Raw genomic sequence first — 25117 nt, forward strand, 5'->3', positions numbered from 1 at the left:
TTGATAATAACTGTCGTATCGATTAGTTTAATTTAGCTAGCTTTCCCCTATTGTTTTCTTGCTTTATGAGTAAATATGTTCAAAATTACAATTACTTATATTCGACCCATATTTAACTTATGAATATCAAAATTCTCAAGGCCAACAACGGCGACTCTATTTTACTCTCGTGGCTCTATGGGGGCATCACAAAAAATGTTCTCATAGATGGTGGTAAGTCGAATACCTACAAGCAAGGCTCATTAAAGAAAGATTTATTCAAAGTTTTGTCTAACGTCAAGGAAAAAGGACAAAGGATTGATCTTTTGGTGCTGACACATGTTGACGATGATCATATTGGTGGTCTCTTGAAAGCTTTCAAACATGGCGAATTGTTGAGGGAGCTTTGTGACAATGTATGGTTTAACTCAGGTTTGCTCATAGATGAATATTTTCAAAAAGAGCATGACGATACACATGAGATTTTCTTTGATAAAGCTACGACAGGATCTGATTCAGATAATTATACTAGCATTCGTCAAGGAGTGAGCTTTGAGGAAACAATTACTGAGTTGGATATCTGGCATCGAGAAATTATCAAAGCTAATGACGTTCATGAACATTGGGGGGCTAAATTTTCCATTCTTTCTCCTACAGAAAAAAAGCTGGAGAAACTTTTAGTTAAATGGAGAAGAGAGAAACCTGAATCTCTTACATCGAGAAAAAAAACAGACTATACAAAGACCTTTGACGAGCTCTTAGTAGCAGATGAGTTCAGAGATGACAGTTCGATTCACAATGGCAGTTCCATAGCATTTTTATTGGAACTAGAAAGCAAAAGTATGCTTTTGCTCGGAGATGCCCACGATGACGTTGTTGTTGAAGAAATAAAAAGATTAAAAGATGCAAATGGAAAGCAATATTCGGAAGGTAACCCTTTAAAAGTGAACTTTGTAAAATTGTCTCATCATGGCAGTCAGTATAATACAAGCCCCGAGTTTTTGCGGCTGATAGATGCTGAAAACTTTATTATATCTACTGATGGCAGTGCCCACGGGCTCCCAGATAAGCGAACTGTTGCTCGCATCCATCAGCGATTTCCAAATGCCACTATTTATTTTAATTATGATAGTCCTAGAAAGCACATGTTCAAGCGTGAAGAACGAGAGCAGCTAGAGCAAGCAGGGTTTAAGCTAAAGGTAATTGAAAACGAATTGGAACTATGACGGAAGCATTAAGGCAGGTTGCCAAACGACATGTGGTAAAAGTAGCTGAAGGCAGCGGTGTTTTGATTCAGCCTGCTAACGAAGATTATAGCTATGTACTAACAGCAAAACATGTAGTAAAAGAATCCGAATTTCCAGAGATCTCAGATATTTCTGTTCTCGACAATAATGGTAACTCAATAACTGTTCAGGAACGATACTTCCATCAGGAAGAAGGTTGCGACCTCGCCATACTAAAAGTGGATTTTCAGCAAGGGCTAGAACTTGGATACTTTTATAATGAGCTTAGTATTGGAATGTCAGTTTCAATTTACGGACACCCGAGAATCAGAGAGCCAGAGCAGGGATTGCCTAGTGAGCCATCGACGTATGAATTAATACTCCATGATATTCGTGAAAATGAACTCTTAGAGTTTAGGAACCAGTCTCAAGCAATATTTGAGGATATTGAAGGCTATTCAGGCTGCGGAATATTTTTCTTCAATGATAAGACAAATAAAGTTGAATTAGTAGGCATAGAAAACCGGATGGCAGCAGCCATTTCGAATGATGGTCATATCTATGGATACATATTTAAAAAAGTTGAAGAAACTATAAAATCACACAAGTTGGTTGAGATAAAACCTCCGTATCTTAAAAGCTTTAGCTACCACGAAGACAAATTGTTTAATTCAGTCCAATTGCTTGATGATGATGGAATTGAATGTGTTAAAGAATTAGCTAAGTATTATTTTCATCAAAATCAAATTCACACATCTTCTGAAATCAACCCTGATAGCATCATCGAAAAATTTGGATGTGTTCTGCTCGCATACAAGCAAAAAAATGAAGATCTTTTTGACAATAATATTTGGAGCAGTTTCCTTGAGTTTTTATTTGTTCAATTTGTTATTCATTTTGAAAGGACAGGGAGTGAGTTAGTTCATGAGGAGTTTTTAGATAATCTTTTCAGCGGCTATAGATTGATTTTCGACCATGAAAAGCTGAGTTATAAACTTCTTTGGTGGCGCTATATTGCCCAGACTTCATTTGAAGAGCTAGAAGAGACAGCTAAGATTATTATTTTATCGAAGGGAAGTACACCTCCAAGTGCTCGGATACCAGAAAAACTTAAGAGAACACCAAAAAATATTACTGAAGGTTCAGATAGACACAATCTAATAGATAGAGTTATTAAAAATAAAGCAATGGATAATCCGATATTTCATTGGGATGCTTTAAATAAAGCATGTATAGAAAACAATGAAGAGCAATTTGAGAGCTTGAATCTTACTGATCATAAAGATCAAATTGAAGAACTGGTTAGGAATGAGTATGTCAACATATTAAATGAAGGCCAAGAAGATGAGTGATAAACAATTTATCTTTAAACGCAAAGAGTTAGCACTTCCCTGCTTTTCTGATTTTGATGCGGAGTTTATTACATTTAATGTTGAACTTTCCACAAATGCAACAGCCACTTGCATTTGTTGCATATCTGATACAGCTCAGTTTATTCAGGATAACTGGGAAAACGTGGTACATGAAGTTAATTATGACTATATCACTACCGACATAAGCAAATTTGAGCTTTGGAATATCTACCTTGTTTTTGCTAGCAAAAAGCAGTTGGATACTGAAACCCAATATAAGTTAGAAAATAACAAGATCGCTATGCGTAAACTGTATATTAAACTTCCAGATGACTTACAGCCAACTCAAAGTGAGCAAGTTTTGTCCAGCATTCTAAGCAACAAATTGTTAATAGCAGATGTAAATATTGAACTGCAACAGGAAGCAGCCGGCAGCTTTGCAATAAATGAAGGAAGCTTTGGTTATAGAGTCTGTGAACTCAAATTAACCAATTCTCGTGCCAGAGATGACGCTGACAAAAGGAAGCGTTGGTTGAAAGAAGAGTTGCAAAGGAGATTAAGTAATGAAGATTAAACGAGTCGAAATTCAGGCGTTTAAGTCATACCATCATGCCAAAGACGGTACTTTTGTCTTTTCTGATGAAGCGGGGAATCCAGCTAATTTCATATCAATATTTGCCCCCAATGGCTTTGGTAAAACCTCTTTTTGTGATGCGGTCGATTTTGCCATTACAAATAAAATACATCGCTATTCAAGAATGAAGCAGATTGAAAAGTTGTATGATAAGGAAATGAAAGAAGGCAATCAAACTGGTGAAAGGCAATTCGTTATCAGAAACAAATTTGCAGATAATTCACTCGAAACTGCTATTTCTGTTGAAGTAGATAGCCAAAACGAAGCTTTCCAAAGTGAATACAGAAATCCTCGCATTGGGGGGGGCGATTATAAATTTGATGGAGAATCCACAGCAGGAACAGAGTTTTTCCAACATGCCATGCTTTATCAGGAAGCCATAGATAGCGTACTCAGAGAGACTGACCCGGAAGAGCGCTTTTCCAAACTTGCCGAAAATGAAGAAAACCTATCGAAAATTACAATAAATAGAGCATCGCTAATTGCAGCAAAAAATGAAGCAGAGAAAGAGAAAAAAGAGGTTGAAACAGATAAGACTCGAATTGCGGGAGAGATGTTAATTTACGATGATAAGAAAAAAGATGTTTCAGCCCTGAACACGCACTTGAAACAAGTAAACAGTATATTAAACAAGGACGAGTTTAACATTCTTGATGAATTGCAGCCTTTTACGCAAGAACGGTATGACCAATTTGAACAATCTGCTATAAGCACAACTCGCACTATAGAAAACCTTAAAAGCAAAGCGTCTTCGACTAAATCAGAGTTGATAAAGCACCTGTCAAAGTTGGATACCTATCAAGCTGCATATGCAGATAAAAGGGCTACTGATCAAGAGATTGCCCTGATTAATGATTCACAATATAGAAAGAAGTCTATTGATGATCTAGAAAAGCTGAAAGCCCAGTTCTTAGAAGAAGAAAAGAACTATGTGGATTTACTGAATAAGCTCAGAAAAAATGAAGCTCAGGTGAGTGGATATTTTGAGTTAAAGAAAACTTATGATTCTAAATTGCTTGAAAAAGAGAAACTTAATACTCTAGAAGAGCAAAGAATCTCCACTCTGACGAGTTATAGGACAGAGCATAAAAGGCTCTTAAAAGAATTTAATGTATCGAACAAGGAGCTTCATGAACAGCTAGAACTTTTGCAAAATTCTGATCAGACTTTCGCAGAAATAACTTCACTACAAAAAAGGGAAAAGGAACTTGTCCAAAAACTAGGGGAGTTAAAACAACAAGAGAAAAAGCATATCGAAGATATCGAGACGCTAGAGATGAATGTTCTAGCATTAAATCGTTTATCAATAGAAAGTGCGAATCTTGCTGAATATGAGTCAATTATTGCGGAAAATATGTTGTCTGAAATTATGCAGCAAAAGTCTCTCTTTAAGAAATATTCCGAGAGTATTAATGAGAAACAATCACTATTGACGAGAAAAAAACAAGAGTTGGCTCAAGTTCAAATCCATTCCAGCCAACTACAGCAACTTATTACTCAGGCTCATGAACTAATTCTTCATACCAAGCAATCCGAATGTCCAGTTTGTCAGCATTCATATGCAGATTTCTCTGCTTTAGAAACGAAATTAAAAGAAAACCCAAGTTATCATAACAGAGAACAGGCGTTGTCGGAAGAGAGTGCCGCATTAAATAAGCAAATAGAAGAGCTTGAAATATTAAATAAAAACGCTCGTAACAAATTTGATGCACTAAGATTTGACATTCTGCAACAGTTAGATAGAGAGCTTGCAAAGGAACGGGATATTAAGAAAGGACTCGACATTTCTCGCTCAAGACTTGTACAAGAGCAGAGCAAAACAAAAGAAGATTTGAACTCATTAAATGAAAAAGTATCATTTAAAAACAAACTGAGTTATGAATCGAATCTAACCAAAGAGCTAAATAAGTTAGAGAAGCAATCAACACGACTCAAAGATGATATCTCTAAAAAAGAAGATGAGATTGGGACTTTAGTCGAACATGAAAGTCATTCGAAAGGCTTACTGGAAAAACAAAACCAAACAGTTTCCCTACTAAGAAAAAGACTCAACTCGTATAATGAATTTATTACCTTTCTAGAAAGTAATAAGTGGCAAAACTTAGACTCTGAAGAAAAGTTAGCCCAAGCCTTCATAACGGAAATAGAGAGAGTTAACTTATCCAGAAAAAAAGAATCCGATTCAGTTAAAGGCACGAAAGAGGATATTCAGAAATTGAAAGGGAAACTTCCTAAGAAATTTCTAGTGACTTCTATATCCGAATTAGAACAAGAAAAAGACTCTTTGAGGAAAAAACAGACAAAATTGTCCGAAATGGTTCTACAATTTGAACGGGTAATAGAAGACATAAACTGTTCTGCCCAGCATAGGCAGGATATGGAACAGGTTAGTCAACTTATTACTCAGAAAGTTAAAGAACTTGACGAAGATGTTGCACTGTATTCAACAGGAATTTCAAGCTTGGAAACAGCGAAAGCATTAGCAAAGGCGCTAGTTGGAGTTGAAGGATTAAAGGCATTAGAAGAGAAATATCAGATCGCGGAAAACAAAGAGTTGGTTCTTGATGGAATTATTAGTGAGTTGCAAGGCGATATCGATACTCTTGGGCAATACATTCAAAGTAAGGTTGATGCCTTCTTTAAAACTCAATTAATTAATCAGCTTTATCAGGCCATAGATCCTCACCCTGAATTCAAAAATATTTGCTTCGAGTGTAAAACCGATGGTGATAAACCGAAGCTGCTTATTAAGGCTAAAACATCCGATGATTCAATGAATGTTTCACCAGTGTTGAATTTTAGCTCAGCACAGATCAATGTGTTGGCTTTAAGCATATTCTTGGCGAGAGCGCTTACGTTAACTGACGGTGAGGGTAACCCAGTTAATTGCATCTTTATTGATGATCCTGTCCAGTCAATAGACTCTATTAACACTCTTAGTCTTATCGACCTCTTCAGAATGTTAACAATTAAGTTCGATAAGCAACTTATTGTGACGACACATGACGAAAACTTTCATGAATTATTAAAAAAGAAAATGCCTACAAAGCTATTTCCCTCCAAGTATTTACGACTAGAATCCTTTGGTAAAGTCGCAGTGGATGCGCCGTAGATATAAAAATTTTTCGCACTATTTGACCTAATAAAAAGTCTTGTGCACCAAGTTAAAGATTAAGCTTTAGCTCGCACCAAATACAAGTATTCAGATGATGTAGTGTATCTCCATTTACTTTGAGAAAAATAGAGGTAGCAGTGTGAATCTATTGGAACACGTCAAAAACCGAGGGCGACGCTGAACTTACCTTGTCTATTAGTGCCAGTCATCTTCAGCTATGTACGTCTAAGTACTCAAGCCTTAAAGGACACCCAAAAACAAGAACATAAATAGCTTCTTGCGAGGCGTCAAATATCCATGTTATTCAAATTAATGTACGACAGAATTTCGACTGCGTTATCCATTTCTCTTATGCAATACACCCACACCTTTTCATCATTTCCATCAGTAAAATGCGGGTTCACACATAGAGTGTTTACTCCTGAAAGCGAGGCCCAATGATCATTACTAGAATTCCCTACAAACAAAACATCCGATAGCTGATATTTTCTATGCGCAATCAGTTTTTTGATGTAGGTTGCCTTGCCCTCAAAATCATGAGGGGTTCCCCTAATATCAGATAGTTTACCATTTCGAAATTTGAACTCATTAGCTTCGATGTTAGTAAACATTTGAAACAACTCGTCTCCCAGAACACTCCTAATTATGTAATCAATAGAGCCTGATACAATATGCACTTCTATATCATTTTCGACCAGCGTTGTGATCAATTCTTTGACACCCGCGACTAGTTCAATTGACTTAGCAACACTTTTAAGCAAAGACTCATCACAATCTCGATCCATGAATTTTTCACACGTTATCTGGCACCACTGCTCATGTGAAATCATATTATTATTATATTGTCTGTGGTAGTAATTGGTATCATTTACGGTGTAGCCTAACTTTTCCCAGATTATTTCCCATGTTGTTCTAGACTTTGCTCTGGTGAGTGTTCCATCGAAATCGAATACCACAGCTTTTTTCGGTAGTAAGTCAAAGGTTTGATCTCCCCGTATATTCTTCGTGGTTTTTTTGCCTCTATTTATATAGTAATAATTCACATAATGAGAAAGCATATCGTCGTCTTGACCGACAGATAACAAACCTCGGCATTCGAGCACATCTTCGAGCTTTTCTAAAATTAATTGATCACATTCCCTAAAAGGCAGCTCATTAATATCGTCGTGATTTATTTTTTTGACAGACTCTAAGCTGGAAATATGAGCTCTTTTCACTCCAACAGTTCTGGCAAGTTCAGTCAAAGACATGTTTTTTGTTCTGCGTGCATAAAATAGCTTGTATGCATTAATTTTAACTTTTTTTAATGGATCATTTTGCGTGGCATTGCTCAGGCCTTTCTGTACCAAATGTGCTATTTCTTTTTCAATTTTATCGATTATCTCGATGGACTCGACATACGGAATTAGCTCGTTATTATGGCTAAGGGACTTTATTTCCTTTATTAAATCGAAAATAGCTAAGTTATCGATAAACGTTGGTTGAAAGTGCTTTCGCTGTGCCTTTGGTTGATTAGTGTAGGTGTAATACTCGTGGATTACGCTCTGTTTTACGAAAGTTAGTATTTTTATCCCAACAGCCCTAGCTTGCAAATACTCTTGTTTCGTAATTGAGTTTATTGTTCTACCATCTGTGGAGCTTATGCCGTCACTGACCGCTGAACCATAACGAGAACCAATGACTAATACCATCATGTCGCAGTCTTTTACGGCCTCGTAACAAGAATAATCCATTGGTTTATTATGGTCGTAACTAATCCCTCCCCGCTCCATTGAGACAGCGTTGAAGTGCCGTTCATTAAAACATGATAAAATAGCATTTCTTGTTTCTACTAAATCTAAGTATGTCGAACTAATAAATACACTTGGGAATGCCATTCTGACTCCTTTCTAACGGCTATGATTTGAACTCTCAACATTGAACTGTACATAATTTCACCACCCTGTTCAAATAGTGATGTGCGTTGACTGTTCGATACTTGATCGTCTGCAAAATTCCACATCATCAACAAAGAGGCTATTGCTGCTACAAGTGAGGCGATTTATGCAGACAGCCTAATTTTTTCCGAGTGATAAGCATGGACTGCAGAAGATGTAACACAATTAGGATCCGTTATTTAGCAAACGAAGCCGAACTACAATTTTTGTTTTTGAACGTCCTTTGTCTAAAGCAGAAGCCATTATTTACTTGTGTGGATAAATTAGCGATAACTAGTGGTTGAGCAATAGGCTGAAGAGCAGGGCATCCTGATTGAGAATGCGGCGTTTGCAGAGGGCTTCTTTTTTGGCACCAATGGCGTGAGCAAGTTTAATACTGGGCTGGTTATCGGGCAGGGTGAAATACTCAATACGGTTAAGGCCTAAAGGTTGTCTGGCAATTTCTATCAGGCGTTCACACAGTTTAACTGCCAGGCCCCGGCCTCTGGCCTCAGGAACCAGCCATAAACCCAGGTTGGTGTTGAGATGCACCGGATGAATGTAGTTAAGCAGGCCCATTCCCAGGCACTGTTCATTCCACATCATCAGGTAGGTAATGCCATAGCCGATTTTACGTTGCTGTTCTAATGTCTCGATGAGGGATTCAGCATGACGCAGGGTAGTGGGAGTTAAACCTGAACCCATCCAGGGCTTAACGGAGGAGGAAGCGAGTTTTCCAGCTTCCGATAAGGCCTGTGCGTATTTGTGATGAACGCGGATAATTTTGACCGGCCCGGCATCCGTAAAAATGGGAGCCAGTCTGACAGGCAGGGTGGTAAGGTCGATCAAAAGAGTTTCTTATCGATAACTCTGGCTAGCAGCACAACCATTAAAACAACAAAGTAAGCGCCAAATATGATTTGCATCCACTCGGCCATACCCATGGAGAGGAATTGCCAGCTGTTTTCCAGACAGTCACCCTTGGCGGCAAAAATGGCGGGTAGCCACTCATGAAGTGGGGCCCACTCGGGGAAGTTAGGGAAAATTTCACAGGTGCCAAAGAACGGATCGTCCGACTCGATAATTTCAATGTGTTCAGAAGCTATCATAAAGCCTCTTACTGCACTGTATCCCCACAGTCCATAACTTACCAGGCGGGTGAGCGGGTGGTTGAACAGCAGCACCAGCAGGCCTGCCAGCACAATGCCCCACATTGCTGTACGTTGGTAAATACACATTATGCAGGGTTCGAGGCCCATACCGTGTTGAAAATAAAGCGCCGTGCACTCCAATGCCAGCGAAGTGGCGAAGAGCACCAGCCAGGCAGACTTCTGTTCTGCCCAGCTACTTAGTCCATTCAACAATCCCATTCTTTGTAATGCTCCTAATGGCCGCTGTTTTCGGCACCAGGGATGCCAGTGTGATGTTCTATGAGGTGTATGTCATAAAGCCACTGGGTAGCGTCCGATAATCCCCAGTAAGTGGCTAGTAAGCCCACAATTGCCAGCACAATGGTATAGGGCAGTGCCATAAAGACCATGCGTCCGTATGACAGTCTCAGTAGCGGTGCAATAGCGGAGGTCAGCAGGAACAGGAATGCGGCCTGACCATTCGGGGTAGCCACACTTGGCAGGTTAGTGCCGGTGTTGATGGCGACTGCCAGTAAGTCAAACTGGTCGCGGGTAATTTCGCCATTGGCCAGTGCGGTGCTGACTTCGGTAATGTATACGGAGCCCACAAAGACGTTATCACTTACCATCGAGAGCACCCCGTTGGCGAGATAGAACATTACCAACTGCGTGGTGCCTTCAAAACTCAGTACCCAGTGGATAACCGGCGCAAACAGACCCTGTTCAATAATCACCGCCACCACACCGAAAAACACACACAGCAGGGCGGTAAAGGGAAGTGCTTCTTCAAAGGCTTTACCCAAAGCGTGCTCTTCAATGACACCGCTCATAGAGGTGGCCAGCACGATAACCGAGAGTCCGATTAAGCCAACTGCCGCCATATGCGTTGCCAGGCCGACAACCAGCCATACGCCAATCAGGGCTTGCACACCCAGGCGCGCTTTATCACGAACTGAACGGGCTTGGTCCATAGACTTATCATAATCCATCAAAATCTGGCGTACTGCACCTGGCAGCTTGGCGCCATAACCAAATAATTTGGTTTTCTCAAGTAATACAGTGGTGAGAATACCCATCAGGAATACCGGAATAGTGATGGGCGACATGCGGATGAAGAACTCCACAAAATTCCAACCAGCTTTATCTGCGATGATCAGGTTTTGCGGTTCACCGACCATGGTCATTACACCACCCAGCGCGGTACCGACTGCCGAGTGCATCATCAGGTTACGCAGGAAGGCGCGGAAGTCATCCAGATCGTTTGAGCCTAAATCTGCCACACTATCGTCAGAGGTGTGGTCGTGTTCGTGATGAAATTCTTTGCCCGATGCGACCTTGTGATAAATGGTGTAAAAGCCCAGGCCAACGGCAATGATTACCGCTACCACAGTCAGTGCATCAAGAAACGCAGAAAGAAATGCCGAGGCAATAATAAACGCGAGTGACAGAACCGTTTTATTACGTACCCGGATAACCAGCTTGGTAAACAAAAACAGCAGCAGGTCTTTCATAAAATAGATACCGGCCACCATAAATACCAGCAGCAACAGCACTTCCAGGTTCACCTCTATCTCATGCATCATGTGTTGGGGGGTTGTCATGCCTATGAAGAGCGCTTCAATCAGTAACAGCCCGCCGGGCTGGAGGGGATAACATTTTAACGCCATAGCGAGGGTAAAGATAAACTCGATAATCAGTAACCAACCGGCCAGAAAGGGATCGAGCATGAAAATCAGAGGGTTAGCAATTAAACAGCCAATAATAGTCTTTTTGTACCAGTCTGGCGCATGCCCCAGAAAATTCTTATAGATCGCCATGGTCATAGAGGTTTGCATGGAGTAATTTCCTTTTTTATCACAGGCTTAATTTGTTGTTCTCAGCTAATAATAGACGAGTTTTATAATTTTTTGTCACCTCCAGGGTGACAGTTTGAATGTGAATGTCTGTTTTTAGGACACTTTTCGTCTAAGTCTGCAAAGACTAACCGAAAACTATCACGACAGGAAGTATAAAGCGACGTATCTCAGACCATATTCACACAGCTGTTTAAAAAATGCGCTAACTGAGAATTGTTTATGGATTTGGGCAACATTTAATGCTCAAAACGGCAAGCTATCGCTCTGGGCTGGTTTCTTATGCTGTTTTCGTCTTTAAAACTGTTACAATCGGCCGCATATGTCTGAGTTAAGTGTGACTTGCCGGTTAGCGGCGATTTATTCATTGTGCTTATGAAAATTCATCTGGTACAATCAGTTTGAAAATAACAAAAACGTTCAGTGGCGAGCAAATATGATATACAAGGCACAAAGTCCGGCTGGTTTTGCCGAAGAATACATCGTAGAGTCGATTTGGAGTGGGCGTTTTCCTCCTGGTACTATTCTTCCCGCTGAACGGGAATTGTCTGAGCTTATCGGCGTTACACGCACCACCTTGCGCGAAGTATTGCAGCGTCTGGCGCGTGATGGCTGGTTAACGATCCAGCATGGTAAACCCACTAAAGTGAACAATTTCTGGGAAACCTGCGGGCTCAACATTCTTGAAACCCTGGCCCGACTCGATCAGGATGGAATTCCCGAACTGGTTGATAATCTGCTGGCAGCCCGGACCAATCTGAGCGCGGTATTTATTCGCGGTGCCATCCGTAAAAATCCACAGGAGTCTGCGGAAATAATTGCCCGGTATAAAGATGTTGAGGAAGACGGTAAAGCGTTTGCGCATTTTGACTATCAGCTAAACCACGATTTAGCCCTGGCTTCCGGCAACAATGTATTTGTACTGATGATGAATGGTTTTCGTGGTTTGTATTCACGCATCGGCGGTTTCTTTTTCTCGGATCCCCGTGCTCGCGATGTAGCCAAAGAATTCTACGCCAAATTACAGCAAGTGGCTGAGCAGGGCGATTATAAATCAGTGCCTGCCGTGGTTCGCGAATACGGTTATGCTTCAGGGCGGGTATGGAATGAAGTTCGTGATACCATGCCTCAGGACCTCGTCGATTAAGCGCCGCACTCGCGGCGTTTTTGATCTGTATTGTTACAAATCCCGCCAATAAAAATGTTTTTAGTATGTGATTTCTAAATTCTCCTTTTACACTGATACACAGTTAGCAAAAGGAGACCAAATCATGGCAGCTAAAGACGATATCAAAAGCAAAATCAGCGAAGCTGAAGAATTCGCCCGTAAAATCTGGTTGGCAGGTTTAGGGGCTTATGGCAAGAGTGTTGATGAGGCGCAGGGCCAGTATGAAAAACTGACCAAAGACGCTAATAAGATGTTTGAGGATCTGGTGTCTAAGGGTGAGACCCTGGAATCAGACGCTAAAGACAAATTCAAAGAAACTACCAGTGAAGTGGAAAGTCGCGTAGCCGACGTTCGTAAGAAGCTGGGGCTGGATACCGACGACACCGACCAGAAGATTGAAGAGCTTTCTGCGAAAGTGGATGCACTGACTGAAGCGGTCGCTAAACTGGCAGCAAACAAGTAACAACTGAGCGGGCAGCGATGTCTGCCCATCAGCTAAGGAGTTATCATGTCAGATAAAAAACCGACATCACCCATTATGGGCTGGTTCGAAGCAGGCTTAGGCTTGTTTACTGACCAACTCAATGCGGCCAATCAGCAGGTGCAGCATAAGGTGGATGAGTCACAAAAAACACTGGACGAGCTCGCCGCCCGGGGCGCTGAGGTGGAAGCGCAAATTCGTAAAACGGTTGATCCATCACAGTGGCTGGAGCTATGGCGTCAGTCGCCTCTGCATCACTGGATGCCAACATTTACCACGCCCAAACAGAAACGGGCAATGCAGATTGAGGCATTATCGGCCAAAGTGGATTTATTGGTAGAACAGGTGGCGTTACTGGCCGCTAAACAAGCTGCAGCCAAAGCGGCAGAGGCCGAGAGCAAATCAGAAGCCAAGCCGAAAACCACCCGGGCAAAAACAGCCACAACCACTAAACGGACAACGGCTAGCCGAACAGCCAAGTCGGCGACAGCTCGCAAAACGGCGAGTAAGGACTCTCCCGCCGAAGGGGAGTAATAAAAGATACTGATGGAAGGCCGGTTAATCACCGGCCTTTTTTATTGCCCGTCTTAAACCACCTACTTCAGTAGGTGGTTATCATTCATGAGAGGGCTTTGCCCGTATACCCACCCATGTTAAATCTCCCTTTGATTTTTAGCGAAGTCAAAAAGGAAATTAACATGAGTAGATACGAGAAAGCATCGCATGTGTTCTGGCGATGTCAATATCACATAGTGTGGACACCGAAATATCGGTTTAGGATTTTGAAAAATAAACTAGGGAAGGATGTCTATAGATGCATTCATGTTTATTGCGAGCAACTAGGTTGTATCGTTATGGAATTGAATGTCCAAATCGACCATGTTCACTTAGTTGTAAAGGTCCCGCCCAAGCTATCCATATCGAATTTGATGGGAGCGTTAAAGGGAAAAATAGCTTTAAAACTCATCAGTAAATATCCGCATTTAAGAAAGAATAAGATGTGGGGCAACCACTTTTGGCAGAGAGGCTACTTTGTTGACTCAGTTGGGATAAACGAAGAGATCATAAGACGATATGTTCGTCACCAAGAGAAGGTTGAAAGACAAGAGCAAGCTCAGCTAGCCCTTGAATAGAAGGCCCCCTTTTAGGGGGTTAACGCAAAGCCACCTTCTTTAGAAGGTGGATTCTTTACTATGCCTGGTAAAAAATAGAGGTTACTGGTCGTCAATTTTTCTGTTAGCAAGACAGGTTTTCGTTATTGCTAAGAGCAACGATATGTATGCTTAATCCGCAGCTCGTTGGTTTTTCAGTTCATCAGCATACGCTTTGGACATCTGCAAAATCTTGGGGTAAACGTCTTGCATCAGTTGCTGAGTTATTTGCATGGAAGCGGCCATGACCTCAGGCATTTTCTTCACTACCGACTGACCGGTTTCAGATTGGTAAAATGCCAGCATATCCTGTAATTCCTGTTCGGTGTAATGGGCCATATAAAGATCAATCATAGGCGCTTTCAACGTCTCCCAGTTCATTTCTTCTCGAAGCATCAGGCTGACTTTTTGCATATGCTTATTAAAGCTGGCCCGCTCAGATTCTTTAATTTTAAATTGCTCTGCCATATTGGCAAACACGCCGTCAAACTGAGCATAAACCGCATCCAGAGTGCTATCTGCCCCGGAGGCAATTAACAGGGCTTCCACGGTGTCACGCTGCCCAGAATCGGCAACGGCGGTGGTACTTAAACCGAGGGTGGCAAGAATAATTATGAGTGCCTTATGCATGGTAAATTCCTTTTCTTTTGGTTAATTCCACATCCAGTCTACCCCAATAGCAGTTGCTGATCGATAGGGGTAAATACGCTGGCGGACTGCATCAGTGAAGCCGCGGTAAGCGCCGGTACGCCATATACTTCAACTTTGTTTTGATTTTGTTGAGTAAGCCGGTCGCACAGAATGCTGAAATCGCCATCACCAGACACCAGGATCAGGGTGTCGGCTTCACTGGCGGCATCCATCATGTCGATGGTGATCCCTACATCCCAATCGCCTTTCGCAGAACCGTCTGAGCGCTGGATAAAGGGTTTTAGCTTTACTTCAAAGCCAATGGCACGCAGGATATTCTGAAATTCACGCTGCCTGGTATCGCCGCGCTCTACGGCATAAGCAAACGCTTTTACCACCTCTCGGTTAGCGGTGGCTTTGCGCCAGAAAGCGTTGTAATCGAAGTTCTTGCGATAGGTTTGACGGCTGGTGTAATACACATTTTGCACATCAACAAATATAGCTACGCGTTCCATAAACGTGTTGCTGCCTTACAGTGAACAAGGGAAACCTCATACTAACAGAAGACTTGCTGAAATATTTGATAAGACGCGTCAATATTCTTACTCATCAGGTTAACCGAACAAAGCCTGGCCCCCTGGGCGCGAGATTACAGCACTGGCGTGTTGCAATTACAGGGCGTGAGCGCTGACGAGCGGCGCTGCAATGTCGTCTGTTGTCAGCTTCGCATTCCCGAATCTGTGTTCTGCCGGGGCCAGGCACCAGTAAAGCTATGATTTCGATGCCCTGGCCTCCAAAATTTGCCGTTGATGAAGACACAATAGAATCCGGTGTTACATACTTTTCTATTATGTTGGCGCAACAGGCGCTTAAGTTTGATTATCAATTGTTAGCTGACGGAGGTATAAAAATAGCGGTAGTCCTAAAGATACCCCTACACAGAGCGTTGCCAATACCGCCAGCCAGGATTTTTCGATGGCCAGGCGTCTTCCTTCAACAACGATAAAAGTGATAAGCACCAGTGCAGAAACTACCACATCAAACACGAAGAAGCGGCTGATACGGTTGGCCAGTAAGTGCTCAAAAAACAGTGGCAGGTCAGCGCCGTTAACTATGAGCCAGGGCACAAATTGTGAAAGCGGCAAGGCAGCGCCTGCTACGCAGAAAATCAAGTACACATGTTTGAGTGTCAAACCTTAATCCTTATGGTTTACAACTATTTTTTTACAGGTTATTCCATAATACCCTCAGGCGTATGATCAAACAAACGGGCTTCCCGGGCTTTCAGCGCTCTTAGCTTACTGCGCAGGGTTTCGCTTATCCGGGTATTGCGGTCAATCACATCCAATTGTGACCAGGTGGCCCTTTCGCCGCTGGCAATAAGTTCCTGAATACTGCTCAGCGTTGGATTGGCGGCAACCTGCATTAAATTGCGTAACTGCTTTTGCGGCAGGATATTAATATTGCCCACATATTGCTGATCTATCACCGAGCGAACTTTATGCAGCGCCAGTTTGCTGCTGCGATTAGGGACTAAGTGCTCCATAATGTCGAAAGCATAAATGCTATTCGCTTTGGCAAGCTGGCGTAAATGCCGGAAGGTCATGCTTGAGAGCGTTTTAGCCTGAGTACGTGAAGATGACAAAAACGGTACCGCCAGGGGGTTGGTCTGACTCACAATACTATGGTTTACGCCGTATAGCCTGGCAAGGCGTTCAAAGGGTAAATCGGCCATAATCGAACCATCGGCGAAGCGGCGGTTGGGAATATACGGCACAATGTCGCCAGTGGCGCTTTTGGCTTTTAGCTGTACTGATGTGAATAACAGCGGCACCGCACAGGACGCGCGAATAGACTGCATAATTAAGGCGTTCGGGGAGGTTTTTGCATTCAAAAGCCTTGAGTACTGATGTAAATCTGCCGGCGACACGGTAACGGTGATATGACGACCAGTTTTCTTGTAAGCCTCTTCAAAAGTAGTCAGGTCGAACAGTTCAATGAGCGTATTTTCCAGTGCCCGGCTGTCCAGTATGCTTTTCCGGCCCAGGCCGCCCCATAATCGCCAGTTCTGAAAGTGTTCAAAAATAAACTCTGCACTTAGCGCTTCGAGTAATTCGTCGTGGGTGCGGGTGCCCAGTATACCGGCAATGATTGAACCTGCACTGGCGCCCGATATAACGGTAGGCAGAAGGTTATGCTCATTCAGTGATTTCACCACCCCACAATGGAAAAAGCCCAGCCCGGCACCGCCAGACAACATTAAACAACTGCGGCCGAAAGCGTGCGCCGTCTCTTCAAAAAAGGACAGCTTGTCGTAAAAATCGATATGGTCCTCATCGGCGTGATAGATTTGCTCCAGCGCACTGACGACCTGGGTAATAAACTCTTCAATCAGCTGTTTAGTACCAATTTTACAATGGCCAAGTAACTCGGGGTTCGCAATGTTACCTAAATTGCCGTGGAGCCCTTCGTGAAGAATAGACATTAAGCCGCTGATATCATCCTGACTTTGGGCAAACTTGATACGCTGCACCCGTTTGCGGATTAAACGGTAATCATATAAACGGCAGGGATCCTTGGCTTTCCAGTCGTCTGCCCCTGACAAAGCGTCATGGGCCTCGCAGGCTTCCTTGTATGCCTGATAACTGCCAGCATGCTCAATGGCGCGTTCCAGTTCGCCTAATTTAGATTGAAATACGGTCATACATCCCCCGGCACTGATTTGGTTAATTTCCGGTATTTGCGCCTATACTGGCAGTGTAGAGTGCACAATTAGAATCGGCTAACTAATTTATTGGACCACGGGAATGGCGATAGTACGTCATCAGAGGTAAATAACCGGACGAAACGGTTTAAGTTGATCTAAGCCGATGTATAAACAAAGTTAATTTGACCAATAGCACACCACAAAGTAGCCTGAGCATTGACAATGATAACAATAGCCTTGTAGCACCAACATGGAATGGAATGTACAAACCTTAAGTTTGCTGTCTATCCCGCTGATTAGCGCGTTAGTGGGGTGGATCACCAACTATCTGGCGGTAAAGATGATGTTTTATCCGCTCAAGTTTGTAGGGATCCCGCCGATTTTTGGCTGGCAGGGATTGATTCCGGCCAAACGTCGGCAAATGGCCGAGATTGAGGTAGAACTGGTACTCGGTAAGTTACTCAGCGTTGAAGAGCTGGCCAGTCGGCTCGACCCTCAGGCGCTCACCAATGCCATTGAACACCGTCTGCAGCAGGTGGTACGGAAAATCGTTAACGAAGTGATGGAAGAATCGGCACCGCAGCTATGGGCCGCTTTACCAGTGCAGGGCAAAAATCTGGTGTACCGCCGCATTGAAGACGACATCCCTTATGTGGTTAGCAAAATGGTGGAGGATTTCCAGCATAACGTCAATGAAATCCTCGATATTAAAGAACTGGTGGTAGCACAGCTGGTTAACTCTCCTGAGCTGATTAACGAGATTTTTCTGCGGTCCGGTGAGCGGGAGTTTCCTTTTATTGTGCGTTCCGGCTTTTACTTTGGCTTTTTATTTGGTCTGCCTACTATGGCCTTATGGTATCTGTACCAGGCCTGGTGGATCCTGCCTTTAGGCGGTTTACTGGTGGGTTATGCCACTAACTGGATTGCCATTAAAATCATCTTTGAACCCAAGCGCCCGGTGCGTGTTATGGGCTTTACCATTCAGGGCATGTTCCTTAAACGCCAGAAAGAGGTGTCGCGGGTATACGCTGACATTATTGAAAGCAAACTGATTAATTCAAAAAATATCACCCATATGATTTTGCATGGCTCCGGCTCCGCGCAACTGCTGGAACTGATAGAACTCCACGTGAACGATGCTATCGAACGCTATGTCGCCATTGCGCAGCCTTATTTTGCATTGGGCGTCGGTTCGGAAAATTACTTCAAAATGAAATCCATGGCGGTCAGGCGGTTGTTCGAAGACACCGATAAATATCTGCTTTACGCCTTTGATTATGCCAATCAGGCCCTGCGGGTAGGAGACGATTTATGTGAGCGTCTGCAAGCCTTGCGATCAGAGGAATTTGAAAGCGTACTGCGACCGGCCTATCAACAGGATGAGTGGAAACTGATTGTCACCGGGGCCTTGCTTGGCATGGCTGCGGGTGTTGCGCAACTTTACCTGCTGATGATGGGCTAGGGCACAGAATTATGGCTAGTAAAACCGCAGAACGTATCCTCGCCGCCGCACTCACCTTGTTTAATGAACAGGGCGAAAATGCCGTAACGTCGGTGGATATTGCCATGGAGCTGGATATTAGTCCCGGTAATCTGTACTACCACTTTAAGGGTAAAGAGCAAATTATTGATGGCTTGGTGCACTGGTACAGCGAAGCTATGCAAACGTTGTTACGCCCGGCCACACTGGAAAAGGTGCAGGCAGAAGATTTCTTCTATTTCATTGCCATTGTGTTGGATAAACAACAACTGTTTCGCTTCATGTATCGCAGCCCGGCCGACCTGGCCGAGAAGTATCCTAAAGTAAAACACTGGCACAAACAGCAAATAAGGCAGTTGGAGGTGAGTTTAAGCAAACTGCTATTACGGTTTGCGGCGCAGAAGGCATTGCTCGCAAGCCCCGCTGAACAGCGCTTAATGGTGGATCTGATTATTATGATCCTGACTCAGGCAAATCAATACGATGACCTGCGCAACAACGATGATCCTCAGGCGCAAAAGTTTCACGCTTTAAGCCTGATGATGACGGCGCTGCTGCCCCGCTTTCGCTTAAAAGAAACAACCGTGGCTCAGCTACGTAAAGCCATTGAGCATCACTCCATGGCCAATCTCATGTTGCCGGCCGCCAAGGGGGAGGTATGAGCCAGAAATTGTCGTTTCTGGACCGGTCGTTTTGGATCACCGAGTCTAAAGCCAATCCCAAGCATGTGGGCTGTCTGCAACTGCTTGAAATGCCAGAGGGCAGTGATCCCAAAGCCTACGTGAGTGCCTTACATAAAGACATGCAGGGTTTTGCCCGGGCCTGCCCGCCGTTTAACTGCCGGGTAAAAGCCGTGGCTATCTGGCCTCTGGGTTTGCAGCCCGTTAAGCATATGCAAATGGATTATCACGTACAACTTCATCAGGTGGAGGATGTTCACAACCGTCAGGCACTGGATGAGTTTATTGCCCGCATGCATGAAACCCGCCTCGACCCGGACAAGCCGCTTTGGCAATACCACTTTTTGTATTCCACCACCCAGCAGGTGTTTGCTATTTATGCGCGGGTTCATCATTTGTATGGCGATGGCGCTACCCTGGTGCGCTGGTTTCAGGCCGGTTATCTGGATGAGGCGCAAAGCTCCGGCTTTGTGCCGGTATGGGCTTTAAAGCGGCTGCGGCATCAAAAACGCCCGCAGTACAAGCGCATGAAACGTTTTTGGATGAATCTATGGGAATCGCTCCTTACCGGTAAGGATTTGCTGGTGATTTTTACCCGCTTACTGTTACGCCTGATTCGAATTAACCGCCATTATATGCCGGTACCCTTTACCGGCACTCGTACGGTGCTTACCGGACAGGTCAAAGCGGGACGGACAGTAGCGACCTTTGATTTGGACTTTGCCCGCGTGCAGGCGCTGGCCCGGCGCACCAGAGCCTCTGCTAACGAAGTATTACTCACCGCTTTTGATATTGGTATTCATCGGTTGTTACAGGATCACGGCCATGTATTTACCCGTGCGCTGTATACCAATATGCCCATAAACTTAAGAAAGCCCGGCGAAAAAACCACCGGCAATCGTATTGCCATTGTGCCGGTGCAGTTAGCTCATGATGAGAGCGATCCTTATTTGCGCCTTCGCCAGATTATTTACCATCATCGCATTGTTAAACAAGCCGCCCAGCGGGCCCGGCCTTCAGCTTTCAGCAGTTATACCATTGTTATCCAGGCCATCGCGTTGGTATTTGAATGGTTGCATGTGTCAGACTGGGTAAAACCTATAGCCAATGTGCTGGTATCAAATATTCCAGGTCCCAAACGACAAAAATACTTCAAAGACAGTAAACTTCTGGCCTGTTATCCTATTTCCACACAAACGCCCGGGGGCGGCGTTAACATCACCCTCATGACATACAACGGTAAAGCCAATATCGGTATGGTGTGTTGTAATCAGCACATTAAATCGCTGCAACCGCTGGCGGATTATTGCAGTGAAGCCTTCGAAATGTTGGAAGCCAGCGTTGACGATCCGAGCCTGAGTATCGACGACATTGGTGAGCACAGTGACGAGGTGCCGCTTTCCATTGTCAGCGATCACTAGTAGCATTGCCGCTCCTGTTTTACTGAGGTATAACTATGTGGCGTTGTCCGCTTTGTCAGCAACCTTTACAGCAATCGATGCGCACCTGGCGGTGTGAAAATCGTCATGCCTTCGACGAGGCCAAATCCGGCTATTTAAACTTACTGCCGGTGCAGAATAAAAAGTCCAGACAGCCCGGCGATGACAAAACCATGGTCAATGCCCGCAGGCAATTTCATGATGCAAAAGGCTATCAGCCACTGATGGCAGCGCTGGTGGAGATTATTCAGGAGCACTATACAGTGCAATCGGCAGTGCGCTTATTTGATGCCGGTTGTGGCGAGGGCAGTTATCTTGGATACATCGTCCAGGCGCTACAGGATGCAGAGCTAACGGTTAAAGCAGCTGGCTGCGATATTGCTAAACATGCAGTTGATCTGGCGGCGAAACGCTACAAAAACTGTCATTTCGCGGTAGCCAGTAGTGCCCATCTGCCGCTTGACGATGCTTCGCAGGACGTGGTGCTACAGGTATTTGCGCCGGGTAGTGATTCCGAGTATAAACGGGTGATTGCTCCAGGTGGCCTGCTGATAACGGTGGATCCGGCCGATAATCATTTATGGTCAATCAAGCAGGCCATTTACGATAACCCGAGACAGCACAAGGTGGAGTTTTCGAACCGGCCAGGTTTTAGTCAGGTGATTGAGCGACGGTTAAGTTTTACGGTGGATTTATCCGACCAGCAAACTCGCCAGGGATTACTTGAAATGACACCTTATTACTGGCGGCTACCGCAGGATGAAGCTCAGGCGCGGTTCGCCGATTTAGAGCAGGTGGAAGCGGATTTTGTTATTCATGTATGGCAACGGGAACACAGCTAAACTGACATTTTGTGTGCTCTGTATATTGTGGAATCATTTCTCAGCCCACATAGTAACGAGATGTCACTAAGTTGTTAAGGAAAACCCATGCATCTCGCCCAACTCAACATCGCCAGGCCCAAATACCCTATGGATTCTATCGGGATGGCAGACTTTGTGAATAATCTCGATCCGATCAATGCCATTGCGGAAAATAGCCCAGGGTTTATCTGGCGCTTAAAAGACGACACCGGCAACGCCACCAGTATCTCTATTTTTAATGATCCTGAGCTGATTGTGAATATGTCTGTATGGCAGGACGTCGTCTCGTTAAAGCAATTTATGTTTAAAACACATCATATTGATTTTCTGAAACGCAAAAAAGAATGGTTTGAGCCCCTCGACAGTGCATCTTACGTGATGTGGTGGATAGAGGAAGGGCATATCCCAACGGTGGGGGAAGCCGAGGAGCACTTACTTCATTTACGGGAGCATGGCGAAAGTGATTTCGCGTTTAGTTTTAAGCACAGTTTTAACATGTCATAAGGGGCGTAACAGTCGTCACATTGCTGCGACAAATCGATAGCCTCACTAACAATGTCTGTACCTAAAAATGTGCTTTTACCCTGCTGCTATCGGCACATTTCGTGAAGCTAAGGCCGATAAGCAGCGTTGTTATCTGAAAATGATGTGGCTTAAATCAGTATTTGCCAAAGTTGCTCAATAAGGCCTCATCGACTACACCATTATGCTTAAAGATAACGCCATTTTTCATGACCATGTCGACATCCCGTACTAAATTCATATATTTAAGTACGTTGCCACGAACGGCGATGATATCGGCTACCTTGCCCGGCGTTACTGAACCGTAACGGTCCTGAACGCCCATCATTACCGCAGGCCAGTATGTTGCGGCCCGCAGTGTGTCCATGGCATCAAACCCCATGTCATGCACCCAGACCGCCATTTCCTGCCAGGTAGACTGACAGTGAAACTTCATCGGGATCCCCGAGTCCGTACCTACTAGCATCATTACACCAGTTTGCTTTAACTGATTGATTTTATTTTTAATCGTAGGGGTTCTGAGCGGCGTGAGCTGCATGTAATTGAGATGACCTGGTTTGGCTATCGATTGTTTGATATCAGCAATGGTGTCGTCTTTCAAACCCCGTTTCCAGCACGCATCGTCGAGCTCTTCAGGGTTAGCCACCAAATCCGGGTAGGTAAATAGCCCTTCCATGGTAGGCGTCCAGAATAATAACCCGTCAAAAATACCGGTGGCGGTGCGCTCTACCAGTGTATCCAACACATCCTGCGGGTATCCCGGCGCAGTGGTAAGCCCTGTATGTTCAAAATTATCAATGCCTATTTCCACACCAACGCGAATTTCATCCGGTTTATGAGCATGAGCGACTACTTTCATGTTGAGTCGGTGCGCCTCGTTTACAATGGTCTGGGCTACCGCCCGCGGCATATCATCATGGTCGATGAGCTTGACAATTTCCATTCCGGCCTGGTGCAGGCGATTCACGGCGGCTTTTGCTTCACTCTCGGTGGTGATTTCCCAACGATAGTGTTTTTGCCAGTCCTGGACTTCGGCCTGTAAGAAAGGGCCTGAGGTATACAGCGTAGGGCCGGGAATCTCCCCGTTGGCGAGTTTTTTCTTGATGGCTACAGAGTCTTCCAGGGGAGCACCAAGGTCGCGAACACTGGTGATGCCGGCGAGCAACAACTGCACCAGTGAGGCAGGCATAATTTCATCCACCTGACGGTCGCGATAAGCTTTCTGCCAGTGTGTATAGTTGGCGTGACCGGTGAGCATTATGTGGGCATGACTTTCCCATAAACCGGGCAGCACATCGTGCCCCTCGGTGGAGACTATACGGTAGCCCGCGGGCACGGGTAACGAGTCCACTGTGCCTACTTGTTCAATGATGCCGTCTTTTACCAAAATCACGCTATTGTGCAACGGGCGTTCGGCAGTGCCGTCGATAAGTCGACCGCCCACCAGGGCGATATTTTCTGCCTGCGATGGCATGCCAGTGAGCAGGCCGGTTAACAAAGTGAGTGTCGTTAGTAACCGCATTATTTTTCCTTATTCTGGTTATGCTGAATTACGTTATGCTCACAGATTAAACAAATCAATGTTTTCTTTAGAGATATTGATGCAGGCGCAATTATGCTTAATAGCAAAAAGCATCAGTCTTGCCCGACTGATGCTTTTCAATGGCAATGGCGTTTAAGATGCCTCAGCGGCCTTTAAATTTTCGCGACTCTTTTTGCGAAAAGTTCACAAATCGGGTAAAGGCCTTATCCTTTGCCCTTTTTTGTGCCAGTGAGGCTGAGTTGAGCGCATCTTCGCGGAGCAATTTCTGGTAGTTGGCTAGTCGTCGTGGATCAAGTAAGCCTTGTTCCACGGCGGCAAGCACTGCGCAGCCAGGTTCCCGGTCATGCTGACAGTCGGCAAACCGACATTCTGCGGCGAGCTTCTGGATATCAGCAAACGCCGAGGTAATACCATCATGACAATCCGCTAACTGTAATTCCCGCATGCCCGGAGTGTCGAGAATGAGTCCGCCATGCGGCAATGCTAACAGTGAACGTCCGGTAGTGGTATGACGCCCTTTGGCATCTTCCTCGCGAATTCCTTGCGTAGCCTGATGGGATTCACCCAGCAAGGTATTGGTCAGCGTTGATTTGCCAACCCCTGATGAGCCAAGCATGACCACTGTTTTTCCGGGCTTGAGCCAGTCGCTTAACGCATCGATACAGGTGGGGGCCAGTGCGTTAACCGTGACCACCTGCAATTGTTTATCGATGCGGCGGACATCGTCGCGCCAGCATTCGGGCTCATCGGTTAAGTCAGCCTTGGTTAGCACTACCACCGGTTCTGCATCGGCCGCTTCTGTGAGCGCCAGGTAGCGTTCAATGCGACTGGGATTAAAGTCCTCATTCATCGAACAGACGATAAAAGCTGTGTCGATATTCGCCGCAATTAACTGCCACTCCTGACCGGTGCCGGCAGATTTGCGTTTAAAGCAGCTATATCGCTCGAGCAAGCGTACAAACTGCTGATGCTCATTTAGCAATATCCAGTCGCCAACTACCAGTGGAGGCATGGCGGGCGTGATTGGCAAATTAAAAGTATGCGTATCGGCTGCTACAGTCAGCTGAGATTTATGTTGTTCAGTGACTCTGACAGGGATTATTTGTTCCCACTCTTCAAGTGTGAGTTGTTGTTGAAAAAAGGGAGTCCAGCCCATAGTGGCCAGAAATTGAAAATTAGTCATAACTAACCCTTAACTAACGTTAATGTTTTCATTAAGGGGGCAAAAGGCCCCGGTATTAGAACCGG

General features: G+C 44.5%; 23 protein-coding genes. 13 read left to right on the forward strand and 10 right to left on the reverse strand.

From position 1 onward, the window contains the following. Positions 1–119 precede the first annotated feature (119 nt). Genes AC2T0J_RS15810 through AC2T0J_RS15825 form a run of 4 tightly spaced genes read left to right on the forward strand, consistent with a single transcriptional unit; the run spans position 120 to position 6303 of the window. A complete protein-coding gene (locus AC2T0J_RS15810; RefSeq protein ID WP_489806735.1) occupies positions 120–1205 on the forward strand; it encodes a ComEC/Rec2 family competence protein in 1086 nt (361 codons plus the stop codon). After that, the gene (locus AC2T0J_RS15815) at positions 1202–2557 is read left to right on the forward strand and encodes an ABC-three component system protein (protein ID WP_489806736.1); all 1356 of its coding nucleotides are present in this window, start codon (positions 1202–1204) and stop codon (positions 2555–2557) included. Before AC2T0J_RS15810 ends, AC2T0J_RS15815 begins: the two co-directional genes overlap by 4 nt. Then, positions 2550–3131 carry a hypothetical protein gene (locus AC2T0J_RS15820; RefSeq protein ID WP_489806737.1) on the forward strand — a complete coding sequence of 194 codons (582 nt, stop codon included), beginning with the start codon at positions 2550–2552 and terminating at the stop codon, positions 3129–3131. Before AC2T0J_RS15815 ends, AC2T0J_RS15820 begins: the two co-directional genes overlap by 8 nt. Then, entirely contained in the window at positions 3121–6303 is a 3183-nt protein-coding gene (locus tag AC2T0J_RS15825) for a hypothetical protein (RefSeq protein ID WP_489806738.1), read from the forward strand. The genes AC2T0J_RS15820 and AC2T0J_RS15825 overlap by 11 nt, the downstream gene beginning before the upstream one ends. Before the next feature lie 290 nt (positions 6304–6593). On the opposite strand, the gene AC2T0J_RS15830 is transcribed toward AC2T0J_RS15825, so the two are convergent. From AC2T0J_RS15830 to nhaB, 4 genes are all read right to left on the reverse strand, one after another. After that, complete coding sequence (locus tag AC2T0J_RS15830) at positions 6594–8183, reverse strand: HAD-IB family phosphatase (protein ID WP_489806739.1); 1590 nt, start codon at positions 8181–8183, stop codon at positions 6594–6596. A gap of 333 nt (positions 8184–8516) precedes the next feature. After that, positions 8517–9071: a GNAT family N-acetyltransferase gene (locus AC2T0J_RS15835; RefSeq protein ID WP_489806740.1), complete on the reverse strand. Its 555-nt coding sequence runs from the start codon at positions 9069–9071 to the stop codon at positions 8517–8519. Further along, positions 9068–9592 carry a disulfide bond formation protein DsbB gene (gene dsbB / locus AC2T0J_RS15840; RefSeq protein WP_489806741.1) on the reverse strand — a complete coding sequence of 175 codons (525 nt, stop codon included), beginning with the start codon at positions 9590–9592 and terminating at the stop codon, positions 9068–9070. The genes AC2T0J_RS15835 and dsbB overlap by 4 nt, the downstream gene beginning before the upstream one ends. Before the next feature lie 14 nt (positions 9593–9606). Next, positions 9607–11187 carry a sodium/proton antiporter NhaB gene (gene nhaB / locus AC2T0J_RS15845; RefSeq protein WP_489806742.1) on the reverse strand — a complete coding sequence of 527 codons (1581 nt, stop codon included), beginning with the start codon at positions 11185–11187 and terminating at the stop codon, positions 9607–9609. Positions 11188–11641: 454 nt separating this feature from the next. On the opposite strand from nhaB, the gene fadR reads away from it, so the two are divergent. From fadR to tnpA, 4 genes are all read left to right on the forward strand, one after another. Beyond that, positions 11642–12352 (forward strand): fatty acid metabolism transcriptional regulator FadR, encoded by a 711-nt coding sequence (gene fadR / locus AC2T0J_RS15850; RefSeq protein WP_489806743.1) that lies wholly within the window; start codon positions 11642–11644, stop codon positions 12350–12352. A gap of 124 nt (positions 12353–12476) precedes the next feature. After that, positions 12477–12836, forward strand: a complete 360-nt coding sequence (locus tag AC2T0J_RS15855; RefSeq protein ID WP_489806744.1) for a phasin-related domain-containing protein — start codon at positions 12477–12479, stop codon at positions 12834–12836. Positions 12837–12881: 45 nt separating this feature from the next. Next, a complete protein-coding gene (locus AC2T0J_RS15860) occupies positions 12882–13388 on the forward strand; it encodes a hypothetical protein (protein ID WP_489806745.1) in 507 nt (168 codons plus the stop codon). A 164-nt stretch (positions 13389–13552) separates the two neighbouring features. Further along, complete coding sequence (gene tnpA, locus AC2T0J_RS15865) at positions 13553–13987, forward strand: IS200/IS605 family transposase (protein WP_489806746.1); 435 nt, start codon at positions 13553–13555, stop codon at positions 13985–13987. Positions 13988–14137: 150 nt separating this feature from the next. Here tnpA and AC2T0J_RS15870 read toward each other — a convergent pair whose 3' ends face one another. From AC2T0J_RS15870 to AC2T0J_RS15885, 4 genes are all read right to left on the reverse strand, one after another. After that, entirely contained in the window at positions 14138–14635 is a 498-nt protein-coding gene (locus tag AC2T0J_RS15870) for a DUF2059 domain-containing protein (protein WP_489806747.1), read from the reverse strand. A gap of 38 nt (positions 14636–14673) precedes the next feature. Continuing rightward, positions 14674–15150 carry a LabA-like NYN domain-containing protein gene (locus AC2T0J_RS15875; RefSeq protein WP_489806748.1) on the reverse strand — a complete coding sequence of 159 codons (477 nt, stop codon included), beginning with the start codon at positions 15148–15150 and terminating at the stop codon, positions 14674–14676. A gap of 354 nt (positions 15151–15504) precedes the next feature. After that, positions 15505–15828, reverse strand: a complete 324-nt coding sequence (locus AC2T0J_RS15880) for a DUF2834 domain-containing protein (protein ID WP_489806749.1) — start codon at positions 15826–15828, stop codon at positions 15505–15507. A gap of 38 nt (positions 15829–15866) precedes the next feature. Further along, positions 15867–17339 carry a DUF3336 domain-containing protein gene (locus tag AC2T0J_RS15885; RefSeq protein ID WP_489806750.1) on the reverse strand — a complete coding sequence of 491 codons (1473 nt, stop codon included), beginning with the start codon at positions 17337–17339 and terminating at the stop codon, positions 15867–15869. 253 nt (positions 17340–17592) lie between these two features. Here AC2T0J_RS15885 and AC2T0J_RS15890 point away from each other — a divergent pair, with 253 nt between their 5' ends. The 5 genes from AC2T0J_RS15890 (at position 17593) to AC2T0J_RS15910 (ending at position 22308) form a co-directional block, all read left to right on the forward strand. Then, the gene (locus tag AC2T0J_RS15890) at positions 17593–18804 is read left to right on the forward strand and encodes a DUF445 domain-containing protein (RefSeq protein ID WP_489806751.1); all 1212 of its coding nucleotides are present in this window, start codon (positions 17593–17595) and stop codon (positions 18802–18804) included. A gap of 11 nt (positions 18805–18815) precedes the next feature. Continuing rightward, positions 18816–19484, forward strand: a complete 669-nt coding sequence (locus AC2T0J_RS15895; RefSeq protein WP_489806752.1) for a TetR/AcrR family transcriptional regulator — start codon at positions 18816–18818, stop codon at positions 19482–19484. After that, on the forward strand, positions 19481–20923 hold the full coding sequence (locus AC2T0J_RS15900) for a wax ester/triacylglycerol synthase domain-containing protein (RefSeq protein ID WP_489806753.1): 1443 nt from the start codon (positions 19481–19483) through the stop codon (positions 20921–20923). The genes AC2T0J_RS15895 and AC2T0J_RS15900 overlap by 4 nt, the downstream gene beginning before the upstream one ends. A 35-nt stretch (positions 20924–20958) precedes the next feature. Beyond that, positions 20959–21783, forward strand: a complete 825-nt coding sequence (locus AC2T0J_RS15905) for a putative RNA methyltransferase (RefSeq protein ID WP_489806754.1) — start codon at positions 20959–20961, stop codon at positions 21781–21783. 87 nt (positions 21784–21870) lie between these two features. Next, positions 21871–22308 (forward strand): DUF3291 domain-containing protein, encoded by a 438-nt coding sequence (locus AC2T0J_RS15910; RefSeq protein ID WP_489806755.1) that lies wholly within the window; start codon positions 21871–21873, stop codon positions 22306–22308. Between the two features lie 154 nt (positions 22309–22462). Here AC2T0J_RS15910 and AC2T0J_RS15915 read toward each other — a convergent pair whose 3' ends face one another. Both AC2T0J_RS15915 and rsgA read right to left on the reverse strand, forming a co-directional pair. After that, positions 22463–23848, reverse strand: a complete 1386-nt coding sequence (locus AC2T0J_RS15915) for an amidohydrolase family protein (RefSeq protein ID WP_489806756.1) — start codon at positions 23846–23848, stop codon at positions 22463–22465. Positions 23849–24011: 163 nt separating this feature from the next. After that, positions 24012–25052, reverse strand: a complete 1041-nt coding sequence (rsgA, locus tag AC2T0J_RS15920) for a ribosome small subunit-dependent GTPase A (RefSeq protein WP_489806757.1) — start codon at positions 25050–25052, stop codon at positions 24012–24014. Positions 25053–25117: the final 65 nt, after the last annotated feature.

The sequence above is a fragment of the Alteromonas sp. ISO5 genome (assembly GCF_058105165.1).